Annotated in this window: 19 protein-coding genes; 6 read left to right on the top strand and 13 right to left on the bottom strand. The window is 66.9% G+C overall.

Annotated features, from left to right (window positions below):
- Positions 1 to 3: 3 nt before the first annotated feature.
- From tsaB to OHB12_RS29650, 5 genes are all read right to left on the bottom strand, one after another.
- The gene (gene tsaB, locus OHB12_RS29670) at positions 4 to 723 is read right to left on the bottom strand and encodes a tRNA (adenosine(37)-N6)-threonylcarbamoyltransferase complex dimerization subunit type 1 TsaB (protein ID WP_327112800.1); all 720 of its coding nucleotides are present in this window, start codon (positions 721 to 723) and stop codon (positions 4 to 6) included.
- Positions 724 to 778: 55 nt separating this feature from the next.
- Positions 779 to 1,231, bottom strand: coding sequence for a tRNA (adenosine(37)-N6)-threonylcarbamoyltransferase complex ATPase subunit type 1 TsaE (gene tsaE / locus OHB12_RS29665; RefSeq protein ID WP_327112798.1), 453 nt, complete (start codon positions 1,229 to 1,231; stop codon positions 779 to 781).
- Positions 1,224 to 2,312 (bottom strand): alpha/beta fold hydrolase, encoded by a 1,089-nt coding sequence (locus OHB12_RS29660; RefSeq protein ID WP_327112796.1) that lies wholly within the window; start codon positions 2,310 to 2,312, stop codon positions 1,224 to 1,226. The genes tsaE and OHB12_RS29660 overlap by 8 nt, the downstream gene beginning before the upstream one ends.
- Positions 2,309 to 3,538, bottom strand: a complete 1,230-nt coding sequence (gene alr / locus OHB12_RS29655; RefSeq protein WP_442799881.1) for an alanine racemase — start codon at positions 3,536 to 3,538, stop codon at positions 2,309 to 2,311. The genes OHB12_RS29660 and alr overlap by 4 nt, the downstream gene beginning before the upstream one ends.
- 245 nt (positions 3,539 to 3,783) lie before the next feature.
- On the bottom strand, positions 3,784 to 5,232 hold the full coding sequence (locus OHB12_RS29650; protein WP_327112794.1) for an NAD(P)H-hydrate dehydratase: 1,449 nt from the start codon (positions 5,230 to 5,232) through the stop codon (positions 3,784 to 3,786).
- A 177-nt stretch (positions 5,233 to 5,409) separates the two neighbouring features.
- Between OHB12_RS29650 and OHB12_RS29645 the strand changes: the two genes are divergently transcribed.
- Entirely contained in the window at positions 5,410 to 5,838 is a 429-nt protein-coding gene (locus tag OHB12_RS29645; RefSeq protein ID WP_327112792.1) for a cupredoxin domain-containing protein, read from the top strand.
- Positions 5,839 to 5,897: 59 nt separating this feature from the next.
- Here the strand turns inward: OHB12_RS29645 and glmS are convergent, their stop codons facing one another.
- The gene (gene glmS, locus OHB12_RS29640; RefSeq protein ID WP_327112790.1) at positions 5,898 to 7,781 is read right to left on the bottom strand and encodes a glutamine--fructose-6-phosphate transaminase (isomerizing); all 1,884 of its coding nucleotides are present in this window, start codon (positions 7,779 to 7,781) and stop codon (positions 5,898 to 5,900) included.
- A 36-nt stretch (positions 7,782 to 7,817) separates the two neighbouring features.
- Between glmS and OHB12_RS29635 the strand changes: the two genes are divergently transcribed.
- Positions 7,818 to 8,675, top strand: coding sequence for an alpha/beta fold hydrolase (locus OHB12_RS29635; RefSeq protein ID WP_327112788.1), 858 nt, complete (start codon positions 7,818 to 7,820; stop codon positions 8,673 to 8,675).
- A 10-nt stretch (positions 8,676 to 8,685) separates the two neighbouring features.
- Here OHB12_RS29635 and OHB12_RS29630 read toward each other — a convergent pair whose 3' ends face one another.
- The 5 genes from OHB12_RS29630 to OHB12_RS29610 form a co-directional block, all read right to left on the bottom strand.
- Complete coding sequence (locus OHB12_RS29630) at positions 8,686 to 9,036, bottom strand: hypothetical protein (protein WP_327112786.1); 351 nt, start codon at positions 9,034 to 9,036, stop codon at positions 8,686 to 8,688.
- A 49-nt stretch (positions 9,037 to 9,085) separates the two neighbouring features.
- The gene (locus OHB12_RS29625; protein ID WP_327112784.1) at positions 9,086 to 10,720 is read right to left on the bottom strand and encodes a hypothetical protein; all 1,635 of its coding nucleotides are present in this window, start codon (positions 10,718 to 10,720) and stop codon (positions 9,086 to 9,088) included.
- A 58-nt stretch (positions 10,721 to 10,778) separates the two neighbouring features.
- Positions 10,779 to 11,090, bottom strand: a complete 312-nt coding sequence (locus tag OHB12_RS29620) for a hypothetical protein (RefSeq protein ID WP_327112782.1) — start codon at positions 11,088 to 11,090, stop codon at positions 10,779 to 10,781.
- Between the two features lie 242 nt (positions 11,091 to 11,332).
- Positions 11,333 to 13,903 carry a glycosyl hydrolase family 28-related protein gene (locus OHB12_RS29615; RefSeq protein ID WP_327112780.1) on the bottom strand — a complete coding sequence of 857 codons (2,571 nt, stop codon included), beginning with the start codon at positions 13,901 to 13,903 and terminating at the stop codon, positions 11,333 to 11,335.
- A gap of 122 nt (positions 13,904 to 14,025) precedes the next feature.
- A complete protein-coding gene (locus OHB12_RS29610) occupies positions 14,026 to 14,499 on the bottom strand; it encodes a dethiobiotin synthetase (protein ID WP_327112778.1) in 474 nt (157 codons plus the stop codon).
- 95 nt (positions 14,500 to 14,594) lie between these two features.
- Between OHB12_RS29610 and OHB12_RS29605 the strand changes: the two genes are divergently transcribed.
- Positions 14,595 to 15,152 (top strand): GNAT family N-acetyltransferase, encoded by a 558-nt coding sequence (locus OHB12_RS29605; protein WP_327112776.1) that lies wholly within the window; start codon positions 14,595 to 14,597, stop codon positions 15,150 to 15,152.
- Between the two features lie 197 nt (positions 15,153 to 15,349).
- Here OHB12_RS29605 and OHB12_RS29600 read toward each other — a convergent pair whose 3' ends face one another.
- Positions 15,350 to 15,865 carry a GNAT family N-acetyltransferase gene (locus tag OHB12_RS29600; RefSeq protein WP_327112774.1) on the bottom strand — a complete coding sequence of 172 codons (516 nt, stop codon included), beginning with the start codon at positions 15,863 to 15,865 and terminating at the stop codon, positions 15,350 to 15,352.
- A gap of 59 nt (positions 15,866 to 15,924) precedes the next feature.
- Positions 15,925 to 17,286, bottom strand: a complete 1,362-nt coding sequence (locus tag OHB12_RS29595; RefSeq protein WP_327112772.1) for a helix-turn-helix domain-containing protein — start codon at positions 17,284 to 17,286, stop codon at positions 15,925 to 15,927.
- Positions 17,287 to 17,510: 224 nt separating this feature from the next.
- On the opposite strand from OHB12_RS29595, the gene OHB12_RS29590 reads away from it, so the two are divergent.
- The 3 genes from OHB12_RS29590 to OHB12_RS29580 all read left to right on the top strand — a co-directional run bounded on the left by OHB12_RS29590 (position 17,511) and on the right by OHB12_RS29580 (position 18,706).
- Positions 17,511 to 18,011, top strand: coding sequence for a DNA-directed RNA polymerase subunit beta (locus tag OHB12_RS29590; RefSeq protein WP_327112770.1), 501 nt, complete (start codon positions 17,511 to 17,513; stop codon positions 18,009 to 18,011).
- A complete protein-coding gene (locus OHB12_RS29585) occupies positions 18,004 to 18,249 on the top strand; it encodes a hypothetical protein (RefSeq protein ID WP_327112768.1) in 246 nt (81 codons plus the stop codon). Before OHB12_RS29590 ends, OHB12_RS29585 begins: the two co-directional genes overlap by 8 nt.
- A gap of 232 nt (positions 18,250 to 18,481) precedes the next feature.
- Entirely contained in the window at positions 18,482 to 18,706 is a 225-nt protein-coding gene (locus OHB12_RS29580) for a hypothetical protein (protein ID WP_327112766.1), read from the top strand.
- Positions 18,707 to 18,766 lie beyond the last annotated feature (60 nt).

Genomic DNA, 18,766 nt, shown 5'->3' with positions numbered 1-18,766 from the left:
GCATCACGCTCCCGTCCGGTCGAGGGTGCGGTAGGCGTTCTCGACGGCGTCCGGCCTGCGCAGATACAGCGGGACCAACGGCTCGGGCACGCTGCGGGCGAGCACCTCTGCCGCCGCGACGCGCACCAGCCCGACGGGCGAGGGCGTCTCGGCCGGAAGCACGGGGAGATCGAAGAAGTCGACATGCGACGCGGATCCGGCGATCGCCGTGGCCTGCACTGCGTCGAGGTCGGCGGGCTTGCACACCTCGGGCCCCGCCACGCGGGCGCCTTCGCGATACCGCGCCCAATACACCTCGCGTCGGCGGGCGTCGGTCACTACCAGCAGCTCGCTGGTCGGCGGGAGCACGGCCGCCTCGGGACGCTGGGCGAGATCGATCGCCGCGTCCGCGGCGATCGCGTCGAGACTGCATACGCCGTAGACCGGAATGCCGAGCGCGTCACCGAATGCGGCCGCCGTCGCCATGCCGACTCGAAGGCCGGTGAACGGCCCAGGACCGACGCCGACCACGAGCGCGGCGATGTCGGTCCTGGAACGGCCTGCCTCGGTAAGGCATTCGAGGATCTGCGGGGTGAGCACCTCGGCATGCGCGCGCGGGTCGACCCGCACCCGGGAGGCGACAGTGCGCGTCTGGGCAGGGATGGCCGGATCGGCGCCTTGCTCCAGTTCCACCAGTCCCGCTGTGACGGCGGGTGTCGCGGTGTCGACGGCTAGTACAAGCATGATTGGCCTAACGATACCGCTTGGCAGTTGCCACCGACGCGTAGCTACCTGACGGTTAATCCACCCATTCCCAGATCGCAGTGCGCACATCCGAATCCGGTTCGCGCGACAGCAGCACGCGCAGGTGCCGATCCGTGAGGTGCTCCACCACCCCGCGGCCCCACTCCACAACGACCACCGCCTGATGCAGATCGGTGTCCAGATCGAGCGCGTCCAGCTCGTCCAGGTCGCCGCCGAGCCGATACGCGTCCACGTGCACCATCGGCACCGCGGGCGCCCCCTCACGGTGCCCGGCGCGGTGCTGGCGGGCGATGATGAACGTCGGCGAGCTGACCCGGCCCTGCACGCCGAGGCCTGCGGCGATGCCACGGGTGAGTGCGGTCTTGCCCGCACCGAGCGGGCCGTCCAACACCACCAGGTCACCGGCACGCAGGTCCATGGCCAGTTCGCGGCCGAGGGCCTCGGTGTCGTCGACGGTGGGCAGAATCCGCTGCCGCCGTTCAGCCACCGGCCACCTCCGGTGCGCTCCGCGGCGGCGATTCGATCGCGCCCGCCCGCACGAGCAACCGGTCGAGTGCGGCGTTGACGATCTCCGGATACTGCAGCTGCGGCAGGTGCGCCGCACCCGGAAGTAGGACGAGTTCGCTGTTCGGCAGCGCGTCGGCGAGAGCGCGGGAATTGCGCCACGGGATCACCAGATCGTGCGCACCGCCGAGTACCAGGACCGGCGTGTCCGCCAACGTGGGCAGCGCCGCCGATTCGTCGTGCAGCTCGATCGCCTCGAGGAAGCTCACGATGGTCTCGACCGGCGTCTGATCGATCATCATCGTCGAGAAGCGCGACAAGGTCGGACTCACCTGGCCGTGAAACGCGCTGACGTGCAAGATCGGTGTAATCACGTGGCGCGCGGTGGTGCGGCCCGCCTGCACGAGTGTGGGCGCGGTGCGCACGGCCAGCCGGAAGCCGTCGATCGCGGGGTTGCGCAACAGCTGTCCGATGCCCGCCGAAGTGACTTCGGCGGCGGCGGTGCAGAGCAAAGCGATCCCGATCACCCTGGCCGCGAACAACTCCGGGAACCGCGCGGCCGCGGCGAGCACCGCCATCCCGCCCAGCGAATGCCCGACCAGCACGACGGGTCCGGTCGCGGCGGTGGACTCCAGCACAGTGACGACGTCGCGCCCGAGTTGGGCGACGGTGCAGCTCGCAGTGCTCGGCGTGCCGGAGCGGCCGTGTCCGCGCAAATCGAACAGCACCATGCGAACTTGTGCTCCCCAGCGCCTTTCCAGGTCGCGGCGCTGGAAGTGGAAAGACTCCATGCTGTTGCAGAAGCCGTGCACGAAAATAACCGTGACCGGCGCATCCGGCGGACCGCATTCGCGGGTGGCCAGTCGAACGCCGTCCTCGGCAAGCACCGCGCCGGGGCGGTCCTCGTCCAGGAGCGCGAAATTCTCGTCGCGGTATTCGTCACGACGCGCGGGCCACAGCACCCGCGCACCGGCACGGCGCAAGGCGTGCGCGCCGGCCAATGCGCCGACCAAGCCGATGGTGGCCAGCCCGCCGCGCACCGGGGTGATCAGTTGGCGTTTCATCGGGTACCGCCGGTGAAACGTCTGGCGACCCGGCCACGGGGCGAACACACCACCTCGTAGTGGATGGTGTCGAGCAGGTCCGCCCACTCCTGGGCGTGCGGTTCCGCGCCGAACAGGACCGCGGTGTCGCCTTCCCGAACGCCCGCGGCGTTGTCGCCGAGATCGACGACGAACTGGTCCATGCACACCCGGCCGACGTTCCTGCGGCGGGCGCCGCCGAGCCAGACGTCGAAACGTCCGCTCAAGGGTCGGAACACGCCGTCGGCGTAGCCCGCGGGGATCAGCGCCACGGTGGTGTCGCGCGGTGCGATCCACTGGTGCCCGTACGAGACGCCCTCCCCCGCCGCCACCTCCTTGACCAGGGCGACACTGGCCTGGAATGTCATCGCCGGACGCAGACCGAAGTCGCCGAGGTCGGGTACCGGTGACAGGCCGTAGATGGAGATGCCCGGACGAACCATGTCGAAGGCCAGGTCGGGGCGGGTCAGGGTGGCAGCCGAGTTGGCGAGATGCACCAGCTCGGGTTCGAGCCCGTGCTCCTTGGCCGCGGCGATCGCCCCCAGGAACCGGGCGCGCTGCACGTCGTTGTTGCGATGCTCCGGTTCGTCGGCGTGCGCGAGATGCGAGAAGATCGCGCGGAAGCGCACCGCCTGCTCGTCGACCAGAGCGCGCAGGGCAGTCAGGACCTGCGGGTATTCGATCGGCGATACACCGTTACGGTTCAGACCGGTGTCCACTTTCACGGTGACGGTGGCGGTGCGGCCCGTGCTGCGAGCCGCCGCCTCGACCGCGCGCAGATGGGCGAGTGAGGAAACGCCGATCTCGATATCGGCGGCGATCGCGTCCGCGAAATCCGCATCGGAGTTGTTGAGCCAGCACAGGATCGGGGCGGTGATCCCGGCCGTGCGCAACCGCACCGCCTCATCCACCGTGGTGACCCCCAGCTCGACAGCCCCCGCCGCCAGTGCAGCGCGTGCGACCTCGACCGCGCCATGGTTGTAGCCGTCCGCCTTCACCACCGCCATCACCGCGGCATCGCCTGCGTGTTCCCGCAGGATCCGCACGTTGTGGGCTATGGCATCCAGATCGATGACCGTCTCCACTTGCGCTCCGCTCCCCCGCCTCTCCGGGTCTTCAGGCCGTACCAGTCGGGTGACGCAGGATTTTCGTTCAGGTCCTGCGTTTGGTGCCACTTCAGTTCTGGACGTACCCGACGAGTTACCCATGTGCTTTCGAATCAGTTGTTGCGTTGGTTTCGGTCGAGTGTATTGGCGCGTTGGGTTCTGGTCGCAGTCGGTTCGTACGGCGGCCCCAGACAACCATGGTGGGGCGGTAAGGCCCGCGATGGGGCGGTAAGGCCCGTGGTGGGGCGGTGTGACCAGCCGATTGGCGGTCACCGGTCCACAGACGGGATCAGCTCGATCATGTGGACTCTCGACCTGCCGTCCTTGACCTGGGGTGCTGACCCGACTCACGCTTGCGGACGAGCGAGGGCGCGGAGGACGCGGATGGCCGGACGGACGTGGTCGAGCAGCGGCATCGCCGAGGTGGGGGCGCCGGCCGGGTGGTCCTCGTGGGCGGCGAGGTCGGCGGCGAGAGAGTGGGCACGTGCCGCGGCGGCGGCGGACCAGGCGGGGTCACGGCCCGCGGCGAGGAGAGCGCCGATGATGCCCGAGAGCACGTCGCCCGCGCCCGCGGTGGCGGCCCAGGAGCCGCCCGCCTCGTTGACCAGAACGGCATGCCCCGAGGTAGCGACCAGCGTGGCACGGCCCTTCAGCAGCACAGTGACCCGCCAGGAGTCGGCGAGGTCGCGGACGGCGGCAACCCGGTCCTTGCCCACCTCATGACCGGTGAGGCGGGCGAACTCCCCCGCGTGCGGCGTCAGCACGGTCGGGGCCCTGCGATCGCGAACCAGCGTCGGCTCGGCGGCGAGCAAAGTCAGGCCGTCGGCGTCGACGACGACCGGGAGTTCGGTGGACAGGACTTCGGCGAGGCGCTTCCGTGCGTCGCTGTCGGTGCCGGCACCGGGACCGAAGACCCAGGACTGGACCCGGCCTGCCTCGGAAACCCGCTGGGTCGCGATCACTTCCGGGAAGGGACGCAGCACCTCAGCCGCCGCGGTTCCGGCATAACGGACCATGCCAGAGGTCGCGGCGACGGCCGCCCCCGTACACAGCACCGCCGCGCCCGGATACGTCGCGCTGCCCGCGCAGACGCCGGTGACGCCCTGCGTGTACTTGTCGTCAGCCGGACCCGGTACCGGCCACGCGGCGCCGATCGTTGCGGGCTCCAGCACGGCGAGATTCGGTTCCTCGAGGCGTAAACCGATGGGGACCAGCTCGATTCGGCCGCAATGCGGCGCGGCGAGTGCGTGCACCGGTTTATAGGCGCCGAAAGCGACCGTGACCTCGGCGCGCACGGCGGGGCCTTCGACCGCGCCGGTGTCCGGGTCGACACCGCTGGGCAGATCGGCCGAGATGATCGGAGCATCCAGCGCCGCAACGAGTTCCGCGGCTCGCGGGCGTAGCGGACCGTGACCGGAGATGCCGACGATACCGTCGATCACCAGGTCCGGATCGCCGCTTTCGTCCCGCACCCGGCCACCGGTCTTGCGCAGCGCGGCAAGCCCTTTCGCATGCGCCCGCTCCGGGTTCAACAGCACCGCGGTCACCGCGACACCCCGGCGGCGCAGCATCGAACCGGCCCACAGCACGTCGCCACCGTTGTCGCCGGAACCGACCAGGAGCGTCACCGCCCGTCCCGCGATACCGCCGGTACGCGACCGCAGTTCCGCCGCGACGACGGTGGCCAAACCATGCGCCGCGCGCCGCATGGGGACACCGTCCGGAACACGGGTGAACAGCTCGGCCTCGGCCGCGCGCACTTCGTCGGCGGTGAAGTACCCCAGCTGCGTGGACATGCCACTCCCTCCGTCGGTCTTGCCAGTGCCGAGCCGATGGTCGTCACGGGCCGATTCGTTGTCATAGGGCACTGCCTGTCACACCTGGCACCCACCGGCCCGGCGGCGCCGAGCCGATCGGAGTGCCGCCGCGCCACCATACGGACTCGCCACGGCGGCGGACTACGCTTGGCCATCATGCCAATCGTCCGCCGTCGCACCAGGCCCGCGTGGGTTGTCACGGGATTCGTTATCGGTGCGCTGGTGCTGTCCGGATGCGGTGGCGGCGATTCCGGCTCGGCCACCACAACCACGAAGAGACCTCCGCACGGGGCAACCACGACCTCCCAGCAAGCAGGCGCGCAGCAGGCCGCGGCCGCCACCGTCGTGGTCGATGACATGAAGTTCTTGCCCGCCGAGGTCACCGTCAAGGTCGGCGACACGGTCACCTGGAAGTTCGACGACAAGGTCCCGCACACCGTGCAGGGCATCGGCGACAAGGCGATGGGCATCAACAGCCCCATCTTCGACAAGGGCGAGTGGAGCTACACCTTCACTTCCCCCGGCACGTTCCGCTATCTCTGTTCGCTGCACCCGGAGATGCGCGGCACGGTCACCGTCGAGTAAGGGCTCGAGTTCGACCGAGCGGCCAGGCATAGTTCAGGCATTGCGTTGTAGTGGGTGGGTTATTCGACCGTGACGGACTTTGCGAGGTTGCGGGGTTTGTCGACGTCGTAGCCTCGGGCTTGGGCCACTTCGGCGGCGAAAATCTGCAGCGGAACCGTCGACAGAAGTGGCTGGAACAAGGTTGGGGCCGTGGGGATTTCGATGAGGTCGTCGGCGAACGGACGGACCGTGTCGTCGCCTTCCTCCGCGATCACGATGGTGCGCGCGCCACGGGCCTGGATCTCGCGAATGTTGCTCAGCAGCTTGGAGTGCAGCACCGCGCGCCCCTTCGGGGAAGGCATCACCACGATCACCGGCAGCCCGTCCTCGATCAGCGCGATCGGGCCGTGCTTGAGCTCACCCGCCGCGAAACCCTCGGCGTGCATGTACGCGAGCTCCTTGAGCTTGAGCGCACCCTCCAGTGCCACCGGGTAGCCGACATGACGACCAAGGAACAGCACGGTCGGCACGTGCGCCAGCTCGCGCGCGATGGTCCGCACCTGCGGCGCCGTCTCCAGCACCCGCTCCACCAGCCGCGGCATCGCCTCGAGTTCGGCGAACTCGCGCGCGACCTCATCCGGGTATTTGGTGCCGCGCGCCTGCGCCAAGGCGAGCCCGACCAGGTAGTTCGCCGTCACCTGAGCCAGGAACGCCTTGGTGGAGGCGACGCCGATCTCCGGCCCGGCCCTGGTGTAGAGGACCGCGTCGGACTCGCGGGGAATCTGCGCGCCGTTGGTGTTGCAGATCGCGAGGACGCGCGCTTTCTGCTCCTTGGCGTGACGCACGGCCTCCAGCGTGTCGGCGGTCTCGCCGGACTGGGAAATCGCCACCACCAGCGTGGAACGGTCCAGAACCGGATCGCGGTATCGGAATTCGCTGGCCAGCTCGACTTCGACGGGCAGCCGGGTCCAATGCTCGATCGCGTACTTGGCCAGCAGACCGGAGTGATAGGCACTGCCGCAGGCGACGACGAACACCTTGTCGAAGTCGCGCAGCTCTTGGTCGGCGAGGCGCTGCTCGTCCAGCACGATCCGGCCGGAACCATCCTGATCGGTGCTGAAATGTCCGATCAGGGTGTCGGCGACAGCGGCGGGCTGCTCCTCGATCTCCTTGAGCATGAAGTAGTCGTGTCCGCCCTTCTCGGCGGCCGCCAGATCCCAGTCGATCGTGAACGGGCGGGTGCGGTGGCCCGCGTCGTTGCCCGCGAAGTCGGTGACCCGGTAGCTCTCCGAGGTGATCACCACTGCTTGGTCCTGGCCGAGCTCGACCGCCTCGCGGGTGTGCTCGATGAACGCCGTGACATCGGAGGCGATGAACATCTCGCCCTTGCCGACACCCACCACCAGTGGTGTGGAGCGCCGCGCTGCCACGATCGTGCCCGGGTGGTCGGCATGCGTGAAGACCAGGGTGAACGCACCCTCCAGCCGACGGAGTACATCCAGCGCGCTTGCGGCGAAATCGCCCGCGGTCGGGCCCGCGGCGTAGGCGCGAGCCACCAGATGCACGGCGACCTCGGTGTCGGTGTCGCTGCGCAGTTCGACCCCGGCGTCCTCCAGCTCATGACGCAGCGGTGCGAAGTTCTCGATGATGCCGTTGTGCACCACTGCGACCTTGCCGCTGTCGTCGCGGTGCGGATGCGCGTTGCGGTCGGTCGGCGCGCCGTGCGTCGCCCAGCGGGTGTGTCCCATGCCGGTGGCGCCAACGAAGCGGTCAGCTCCGGCTTCCGACAGCTCGGCCTCCAAATTGGCCAGTCGACCAGCTTTGCGTTCCACCGCCAGCGCGCCCGCGCCGTCCAGGATTGCCACACCCGCGGAGTCGTATCCGCGATATTCCATGCGGCGCAACGCGTCAACGACGACGCCGAGCGCGTCTCGGTACCCGACGTACCCCACGATTCCGCACATGGCTCCCCACACTACTTATCGGATAACGTTCACGTCGTGTCGGCGTCTGTGAAATCGCTTCTGAGCACCCTGACCGGCCGCGGCCCGCACCGGGTGCTGCGCGGTAATCTGGCCATCGCAGGCCAGCCAGGGGTGGTGTTCACGCCCGAGTCCGGGCTGAACCTGCCTGCTGTCGCGTTCGGACACGGCTGGCTGACCGGTGTCGCCCAGTATCGTGGCCTGCTCGAACATCTCGCTTCCTGGGGGATTGTGGTCGCCGCCCCGGACACCGAGCGCGGACCGATCCCGTCACATCTCGGCCTAGCCGCCGATCTGCTCACCACGCTCGACATCTGCACCGGCGTCCGGCTCGGGGACGGCGATATCAGCGTGCACCCCGAACGCCTCGCCCTGGTCGGGCACGGCATGGGCGCGGGTGCCGCCGTCATCGCCGCCGCCCAGCGTCAGGTCGCCGCCGTCGCTGCTCTCTTCCCGGCGCCGACGGCGCCGTCCGCCGAAACCCTCGCGCCCGACCTCGACATCCCGGCGCTGATCCTGGCGGGCGCCACCGATATCACCTCGGTCAGCTCCAACGCCATCCCGCTGGCCACCTCGTGGGGCGGCACGGCGATCCTGCGTGTCATCGACGAGGCTTCGCACAACGGCATCATCGAAGGCCGCCGCGTTCTCGCGGCGGTCGGCGCGGGCAAGCACGAACCGAAGACCGCCCGCACCACCCGCGCGTTGCTGGCCGGCTACCTGCTCGCCACGCTGGCGGGCGACAAGACATACCGGCCCTTCGCCGACCCCGAAGAGACCATTCCGCACACCAAGGTCATAGACCCCGACGCGCCCCGCGAGGAGGAACCGCCGAAGCTGAAGGTCGGCCAGTTGGCCGCGCTGCTCCGTCGGTGATCAGCGCGGGTCAGATCAGCCAACTCTTGCGCTGATAGAACTTCGCCTCTTCATCCTCGTCGTCGACCGGCCCGACCGTCTGGTTCGCCCTACGGGCGGTCATCGACCGCGCGATGGCTTCGCGGTGTTCGCGTGCCTCGGCCTCCAGCCGCTCTTTCGCCTCGTCCTCGGCACGGGATTGCTCCAGCTCGGCGGCGTGCTCCTCCCAGAACCGGTCCATGTCGACCGCCAGGTTCTCGGCGAATTCGCGGCCCTTCGCCGCGGTCCGCTCGTTGATCTCCTGAAGTTCGTCGATCAGGATCGCCATCCGTCGCTGGTTCTCCTCGGCCAGCCGCCTCGCCTCCTCGGCGTAGTTCACCATGCGGCTTGTCCTCGCTCACCCTGCACGACCGCGCCTCCCGGGTCCTGGCTCACAGTGGTCCTGCCTCGGCCAATTCTGCGCCACTGTCGAATGGGGTCTCGGGTTTCGGTTCGCCCTGCTCCGGGGTGGGTTTCGGCCGATGCTCGCCGTCTTCTTCACGTCGCGTGGTCGGAGGAGTTCCGGTCGGCACGCCCGGCTGGCCGGTATTCGGTTCAGGGACCGGTGTGGTGTCGACCGGCTTGTCCTTCTCCGGAGTTTCGGGAGCCCGGGTATCGGTGGGAGGCGCGGGTTCTTTCGGCTCGTGCATCGAGATGACCGGTATCCCATGCTCGTCCAACTCGAGATCGAACTCCTGCTGCTTGCCCTCCGCGTCGGACAGCACGAGTTTCAACTGGCCGTCCGGCCCCATCTCGAACTTCACATGTTTTCCGGCGATGTCGAACTCGGCCTTCGGCCTGTCATCCTTGTCCTTCTTGTCCGCGCCGTCTGTGTCGGCGTTCTTCGGATCGATGCTCTCTTCGAGCTTTTCGATCGCGCCGTCGATTCCACTCTTGATGGTTCCGCTCAGTGCGGTGACACCTTGGTCGACCAACTGGGTGAGACCCGTTGTCAGCGGCGACAATTCCTTCGCCAGTTGGTTGAGTGCGGCCAGGCCGTCCAGTGACGGCATCTTCGGGGCCGACGTTGTCGGAGTGTTCAGCGTGGTTGGTTCGGTCGGAGTAGTGCTCGCGGGGACTGTGCTCGGCGTGGTGCCGACCGGGACCGTGGGGGTCGATGGTGTGCCGGAAGGGCCGGGGGACGCAGAGGAATCGGGTTGGTTCTGGTTGTCCGGCTTGCCTGAAGACGGCGTCGACGGCCCCTCCGGGCGCGGGTAGGCGTGGTCGGACACCGCCGCCAACGCACCGGCCAGGTTCTGGTACTGCAGCTTGAAGTGACCATCGGTCTGTGTACAGACGTCGACGTAGCGCGTCAGTTTGTCATCGAAGTCCCGTTTGAAAGGGTTCTGCAGCCAATCGTCGACGGCATGGCGAATCTTTTCGCCGTAGGCGCCGGTCAGCGTCTGTTTGCGGTTGGTCTGGTAGTCGGGCACGGCGAGAGTGGGGAAGATCCGGCCGAGGTCGCGCACCTGGTCTCCACTGATCCACTCGTGCGCATTGTGCACCTCGACAATGACTTTCACATCTTCCGGAGTCTTGCCGTCGATCTTCACGACCCTGCTTCCGCTCCCCGAATCCTCCAACAGCCCAAGTGTGGCCTCGGCTTTCGCGCCGACGGATTGCCGCAGCGAGTTCGCCATCGGGTCGATCGTCTTCCACGCCTCCTGTGCGTGCTGTCGATCCTCGGCGGCCGAGACGGACTGCTTGCTGAGCATGTCGAGCGCGGCGGTAGCCGCCGTTCCCTGCCACAGATCGGGGAGACGACTTGTGCAACTCCGCTGCGCGTCCCACTGGCGATCCACCTCGGCCAGTGCGGTTTTCAATGCTTCCCCCGCCTGCTCCAGCTTTTCCACCCGCATTCCGCGTTGCTCGTCGTACATCGCCAACAGCTTGGCGAGATCCCCCCGGCCGCCGTTGCCGCCGAACGCGGCCTCGTACAGCGGCATGAATTTTATCCAGTACTGCAGCCCGTAGCTGCCTTCATCCAGGATGGCGTCGATCGTCTTACCCTGCCAGGCAACGGCCATGATCCCGACTCCTCGAATGTGTGGTGTCGTCAGTGGAAACACGTGTCATTCGGCGGCCTCATATCTTGTTCGTCTCTGCCGCGCGCTGACTGTCGGTCTCCGCGTACGTCACCACCGCCGCACCGAGCGCGTCGGCGGTCGCGGTGGTGGCGTCGCTCCAGTTCTTCAGCCACGCACTGATCCGCTCCAGCCCCTGATGCACCGCGATGCCCTGCTGAGCGTAGTTCCGGCCCGCCTCGGCGCCGTCGCCGAACAGATGGTCGGCAACCCGTTCGGCCTGGTCGCGGACCGCATCCGCCGACCTCCGATAGTCGCTGCCCAGCGCACCGAGCTCCCCCGTCCGAACCCCGACCATCTCCGACCCGCCCATGAACGCCCCTCCCTCCTCGTAGTGTCAAACCGCCGGGCGCCGAATCCGCTTCGCGCCGACTGCCGCCATACTTTCTTCGACGCAACCCACCGACATTCGGTTCCCCGGCTTCCGATCGACTCGATGCCCCGAGAAACCTACTGTCCGCGCCCAGCGGCCACAACCAGCACAGATCAGTGGTCGTCGATCGGAGAGACCTCGGTACGCTGAACCTGGTCGTTGCCTGGCGAGAGGCCACCTTTCTAGACCGAGATCCCTTCCAACACGCTCAATTTCACGGTGAACCCGATCACTGTCCCGCTCGGCGCGGTGCACCGGACGACGATCCTGTCGGCCGCGGTGACGACCTGCGGAACCAGCCAGCCTGACGGCACGGCCCCGCCGTTGGTCCCGGCGGAGCTGACAACCCGGGTGGTGTCCGACCATCCGGTGCCGCCGCTGAACCCCTGTTCCAACGTCCACAGCGCGGCTTGGCCGTTCGGGCCGGTGGCGAGTACCTCTGCCCGGCATCGCACTGTCCCGGTCGGTAGCGCCACCGTGGCCAGGTCGACCGACGCGCCCGCCGCAGGGGTGGTGGTCGCCTGCCGTTCCCGCTCGACGGCGCGCGGGGTGCCGGTGGCGGCGTCGACGGCGAACACCCAGTCCCTGGTGCCCTGCCATTGGGTCAGCCCGGTGTCGGTGCTGGACACGCAGCCACCGACGAAAGACAGCCGCTGGCGGTGTCGCGGCTGGGTCCACGGGATGTTCGGGTTGCTGGTCCGGTTGCCGATCATCCGCACCGGGAACGGCGCGGTCGCGCCGGAGAAGATGATGTTCGCCGGGGCCAACGCGCCGGGTTCGAACCCACAGTTGACGAAGGTCGAATTACCGTAGGAGATAATTCCGTTGGTGGTTATTTCGGAGTAGTCGATGACAACCGGCGGGCACGGCCGCCCGGTCGACTTGACCGCCTCGAATATCGAGGATTCGAAGGTGACCTCACCCATGTTCGCGGTCATCACGCTGGCGTCCCGGACATGCTTGTCCGGGGTCACCCGACTGAGGTCTTCGTCGGTGATCGCGATCCCGGTGCCGTGGAAGTAGCTGCGGCGTTCACCGTTCAGCAGGATCGGCACGATCGACTTCGTACCCGCGCCGATGTACCAGTCCCGCGCGACTACCCCGACCTGGCCGGTGGCGGTGAATTCGTACTGGGCGGCTCTGGAGGTGTACCGCTTGACGTTCATCAGCCCGGTTTGGTCCAGCCCGATTCCGATTCGCCGTGCGCCGATCGCCACGTATTCCAGGCCGGTGAGGTAGCTGAAATTGCGCAGCCGGATTCCGTCCCTGGCGTCCATGATCTGCACATGCTCGATCTGTGAACCCGCGGCCACCTGGCCTTGGATGCCGATGCCGAGGGACTGGACGGTGAGGTCTCGTATCTGTGCCGCACACCACCCGGCTTGGTCGTCGCGCAGATACAGCAAGTAGACCGGCATCGCGCTGTCGTGCTGGTACCAGCTGTATCCGACGGTGAACACGTCGACGTCCCGGTCGAAGTTGATGAGCAGCCGGGTGCGGCCCCGGTTGCTCGCGTCATCGGTGGGGAATTTCGCGGTCGGCGCGGTGAATTCGGGGCCGGTGATGGTGGCCCGGTCGGAAATGCGGATCGAGTCGATGCGCCCGGTGAAGGACTTGAAGAACGGCGAGAAGGCCGGCCAGCTGTTGCCGCTGTAGATACCGAGGTATACGCCTTCCTCGATGGCCTGGGTCAGCGTTGTGTTGGCTGCCGATTCGGGTGTCGCGGTGTGCGGGGTGATGGTGGCACCCGGGTCGCCGACATACAGCGACAACGTCGTTCCGTTCCACACCAGCCCGAGATAGGTGGTGCGTCCGAGCGGGATGGGCGTGTTGTGCACCACCGTCACCTCCTCGGTGCCGATCCGTACGGTGGCCGACACGGTGAACCCACCCGGCGCCTCGACCAGGAACAGCCGGAACGCGCTGTGCTGTGGCTCGCTGGGCAGCCGCTTGCCGGAGCTGGTGAGCACCGCGCAGGCGCCTACGACAGCGTCGGGCGCCACCGTGCATTCGATGGCGAACTCGCTGGCACCATCGAGGTCGACGACGGCGGTGTCGCGCAGGTCGAGGGTGCGGGCATTGCCGGCGTCGAGCACGCCCGCCTTACCCGGCCCGGTCAGCAGCGCGTCGCCGGTGGGCAGGTGCCCGCCGATCGGTGCCGACAGGCAGATCGCGGGACCGTGTCCGCCGACGAACCGGATGTCGGTCAGGTCCTTGTCCGCACCACGCAGCTCGATCCCGTTCTGATTGCCCAAGTAGATCGGTCGACTGGTCCGATAGGTGCCCGCAGGAAAGTACAGTGTGCCGCTGGTCAACGACCGCCGCGCCGCGTCGATGGCGGGCCAGTCGTCGCCGGACTGGTCGCCCCTGGCACCGAAGTCGCGCACATTGGCGAAGGTGTGGGTTATCCGGATGGTCAGCCTCCCGGCCGCGTCGCACTGTCCGACGACGAAATCCTCGTCGGACACCGGGTTGCGCCGTGCGCACCGCCCCGTCTCGTCGACGATGACCGCGCCCGCAAGCCCCGCCCCGAGCCCGGTCGTCGCGGCAGGAACCGCGGTGGCGGCGGTGTAGTACTCCACCACCGCTCCGGCGGCCGCCGGAGCGACCGCGATGCCCACCGGCACGGTACCCGCCACCAACGCCGCGCGCACGGCCTTGGTCACCGCACTCGGATCAGTGGTGGACAAGGCCGGACACAACACATCACCTGCTGCGACATCAACGGTGACAACTGCTTTCGATACAGCCATGGGTGCAACTCCTCGCTGGCGGGATTTCTTTCGCAGCCAGCATCCGACGTCGACGTTTCACCCATCTCTCACCTAAATCTCACCGCCACCACGGTGTCACTGATTTCGGCGAATCCGTGCGGTCAACCCGCCAGCGCGATACCCACTGCTTCCCCGGGGCTTTCGGCGACTTTCGACGCGATGACGGGATTGCCGTCTCCGTCCACTAGCTGCCACCCGCCGAGGGAGACGACCGGCACACCACCGCGCCGATTGGCCAGTGCGAGTTCGGACAGGGTGCCCCATGAACCGCCGATAACGATCACGGCGTCGGCCGACCAGATCAGAATGGCGTTCCTGGCCTCACCCATATTCGTGTACAGCACCGCGGAGAGGCCATCGCAAATCGCGTCCCGGTTGGTATCGGGTCGCACACCGATGACCAAACCTTTCGCCGCGGCGGCACCAGCGGCGACCGCGGCCATTACGCCGATTCCACCACCGCACAGCACAGTTGCGCCTGCCTCGGCCAGCAACCGTCCCACCTCTCGAGCGTTCGCTTCATCGGTATCGGTGCAATGCCGAGGACCACAGACGGCGACCTGTACGGGCGGCACGGTTACTCCTTGCTGTGGGTCTGCGCGGTGTGGTGGTGAACAGGTTAATTCGATCTTCTACTCGAGCTCGGCGGGTCGCATCTATGGTCGGGTCCATGAACGACGAGGTGTCGGTCCGGCTCGGAACCGCCGACAACGCGCGACAGCATCTCGACGCGATCTGCGCGCTGTACGACGAGGCGTTCTCGGCACCCCCGTTCATCTGGCCGTCGACCGAGTCGCAGCGACATCGGGAGATGCTCAACAGCATGATCACCCGGCCGAGCTTCGGCATCGCTCTCGCCGAATCCCGTGGCACTCTGATTGGTTTCGTCTACGGGAACGCACTGACTGCCAACACCGGATGGTGGGACGGGTTCCAACAGCCGGTGCCTCCGGACGTCACGCGCGAGTGGCCTGGCAGGACCTTCGCGGTGATCGATCTCGCCGTCCAGGCATCGACGCGCCGACAAGGCATCGGCCGCCGACTACTCGACACTCTGCTCGACAGCCGACCCGAGCAGCGCGCGACGCTGGCGGTCCAGCCGCAGGCTGAAGCTTCGCACGCCTTCTACAAGGCGATCGGTGGATGGCGCCTCGTCGGGCGGCAAGACACACCGGCGTTCGTGTCACCGGAATTCGACATCTACATCCAGGAATTGAGAAGTCCGTAGTCAGCGAGTAGCTGATCTCGCTCACGCACGCACACTCGGGTGCGCGACTACCACGACCTGAATCGAACGAGTGCAGTGCTTCGTCCTGGACGAGGCGGGCTCGAGCAATGCGACCCATGTAGGTCGATATTCCAGACACGAACAGCAGTAGACGCCCGGTATCGAACCGGAATGCTTCATCTACTGAGCGTGTTCGGTCACGGGCTCGAGTCGACAATCAGAACGTCGAATTGGGGCGCCCCCTCCCAGGACGGGAGAAGAGTGCCGATGCGGCGCGCTCCCCAGTGCCGATAGATCGCGTAAGCGTTCTCGTTTGCTGGGTTGACCAACCAGGTGACCCGTCGCTCTGGTCGATCTTCTAGTAGGCCGCGGTACAGGACACCGGCGATGCCCTGGCCGACACGTTTCTTGTCGACCATGAGCTCGCTGAGTGCGAAGGTCCTTGTCCCGTTCTCGGAGGTGAACTCCTCCTGGGGCTGTCCAGGGTCCAGCACGAGCCCTGTCCACCATGTGGTGTCGACACCCAGCGGCCAGCCGAACGCTTGGCCGACGGGTTCTCCGTCAACAGTCGCGAGAACCATCGAAAAGCCTGGTATGGCCGAGTAGACCTCGAACCGCTCCATGAATGCTTCGGTGGACTCGAAGGGATTACCGGTTGCTATGGCATCGACATACCCGCGGGCCTGGACGTCCGCGATCGTATCGCCGATCATGCGTGCCGCATCACCAGAAAGTGACTGTAGGACAACATCTTTCGCCATCGACACCCACCTCATACTCGGACCGAGAATTGATCGTATCGTTCTTGGAAGTCTTCGTGGCGAGGATTGGTTGCGGCTGCGCGGACTGGTTCCAGCACGCGTAGCGTGCGGCTGGAGGAGATTCCGTCGGCGAGGTTGGCGATGACGTCGGTGGCCACGGTGATGGCGTCGTCGATGTCGCCGACTTCTGCCAGCGAGGATGCGAGCCAGGCGCGATAGGTGGCGGAGTTACGTTGCCCGGCGCGCTCAGTAGCAACTTGTTCGAATAGCTCGGTCGCCCTGGAAGCCTCACCGAGGTAGCTGTAGCCGCACGCTTCGTGGTACCGGACTTCGTTGTGGCACATGAATTTCAGCCAGTCAGGGCACCGTTCGAACGGTTCGTGGTCGTATGCCAGGTCCATCTCCCGCCATGCGGTAGCAACGGCCCGGGTGAAGGCCGACCGATCACCGAGGCACGCGTATGCAGTTGCCTGCCTTGACGCGATCAGTGCATGGATTCGGCCGGAGGATTGTCGTCGTGTGAGGTCGGCGGCCCGCAGCGTGGACCGTAAGGCGTATTGCGGGTGTGCTTCACCACGCCGGGCTTGGGCGATGGTCTGGAGGGCGACGTTCAGGCATGTGTGAGCGGCCAACTCGTCGTCCCCGACGTGGTTGGCCAACGCCATCGCGTCGCTGTAGCAGCGAGTGGCCGCACGTTGGTCGTCGGCATCGTAGAACAACCATCCAGCTGTGACCGCCATATTTCCAGCTGCCGAGGTAAACACCGGTGCCGCGACGCTGTCGATTTCGCTGGTCGCCAGCACCATCTTGGCGTGTTCGAGGTCGGTTCGGGCAGCTGTGGCCAGCGCACCACCCCCGACCTTCTGTTCAATGGTGACGTAGCCGTCTACTCTCTCCGCTAGGCGTTCGGCGTCGGACATGCCGATGCGGGCAGGAAAGTGTTGGTGGGCAAGTACGGTGAGACCGGCCGCGGTCCCACCGACGAGCAGTTGTCGCCGTTTCATGTCGTCGTCCTTCTCTGCTACATGTTCCCAGCCGACTTGGTGGGTGACGTCGGATTCGATGGCGCCCGGCCGATCCCGTTTCGTAACGGGCATTCCACCGTCGACGCCGCCAGTTGATCCCACGCCCAGCAGCGCCTCGATAACAGTGGCCTCGAAGCGAGCCAACTGCGCCGCGTCGAGGCTTGCCAGCTGGGTGTCCATCGCAGCTGCGGACTGCCCTCGGAGCGGGCGCGACGCAGGAGTGCGCTCCCACTTTCGGACCGTCGGAGGCTGAAAGCCCAAGACTTCGGCGAACTCTTCCTGGGTCATCCGACACGCGGCCGTGCGGAGGGCTCTGACCTCCACGCCTGTCCACTTGCTGACAATCATTGCCGCCCCTGTCCGTGCCTGCAATGCCGTATGCCGGAAGCGTATTACTTCCGTGCGGTTTTGTGCCTGGGATCGGACCAGCCGACCAGCGACTCTCAGAAGTGCACCCGACGCCGGGTTGATGCCGCCTCGCAGCGGCACACCGATGGCCGTGAGCGGTCCGTCGGTGGCGCTTGCTCCTCGGCGTCGGGTGCACCTCACACGACGAGCAAGGAGATACGGGGATGGGGTTGGACGACACACGGGTTTCGCCGCTGGTGCAGGCCGATACGCCGACGACGCGGTGCCGGTTCTATCGGCAGAGTTGTGGGCTACCGGCCATTGTTCAGCCGGAGCTGGGCGGGCGCATCATCGTGCCTGCGGGCAGTGTCGGCGCGATCACCATGCCGATGCGGCTCGGCGGTGCGGTGAAGAGCCGTATGCAGAGTCAGGGGGTGCGGTTGGGGCCGATTGTCTCGCATCCGCGTTCGAAACGGTGGACGTTCATCGTGGTGCCGGACGTACCCGACGAGACGACGTTGTTCGCCGAGTTGTTTCGGCTCAATGTCTCCGTCTCCCGCGTGGGCGCGCAGATCGCGTTGCCGTCGCCGGTCGCCCGCAGCGCCGGATTCCGGGTCTGGGTAACGCCACCTCGCGACGAGTTCCGCCCGTCGGGAATGGCGGTGGTCGAAGCGATTCGCAACTGCGACGGACCGGCATCCCGGAGAGCGGCAGTGCATGCCTGAGGCAGCGCCTGGGCCGTCGATTCGGTTGTCGGCCTGTGTGGGTGCGGTTTTCGACGCTGACGTCCTCGTCTTCGTTGGGTGCTCACGCTGCGTCGGTGTGGCTCCCGTAGCCGATGGCGTAATCGGCGAGCACACCGGACTGGCGGGCAACGGCTGCTCCTACACCGGCGCCCGTGTAATCGATGACCTGTTCAATCCCGGGCTGGCGACCGACGAGATCGGATGCGGTGATCGGTGATGGATGCCGATCCGGTGCTGGCATCTCTCGATGACTCACGGCGAGCGCAGGACGACCGACAGCGCCACGACAATCCGCATTGGCCGGTGCGGAGCCGACACGATGCCGTGGCCGCGATACACCAGCATCGGGAGTGCGCCGACAAGCCCGGCGAACAGATCGCATGCGCGACATTCGTGGCCGCTGTCATCGTGACACGCAACGACTTCGATTTCTTCCGAGATCGGGGCCGGTGAAGATCGTGAGCGTCGACGCATCCCCGCGGCCGGAAGAGCCGGACGTACACCTGAGCATTCATCTACATGGCGTGCGCATGGACTTCGTCGCTTGCCTGACCGCTGCATTCCGGTTCGCGCAGGACTGGCACATCCGCCAGGGTCACGGCGCGGTGACTGTGATTCCCGGCGATACGGATGGGCTTCGGCGCCTGCCGAATGAGCGGCTCTATCTGCTATGACCGGGACAGCGCAGCGTAGACCTCTTTGTCGGAGCCCTCGCGGATACCCCAGGTGCGCAG

The sequence above is a fragment of the Nocardia sp. NBC_01730 genome, from assembly GCF_035920445.1.
Taxonomy (GTDB): domain Bacteria; phylum Actinomycetota; class Actinomycetes; order Mycobacteriales; family Mycobacteriaceae; genus Nocardia.
Note: the sequence above shows the minus strand (reverse complement) of the source record. Positions and strands in the feature narration are given on the sequence as shown.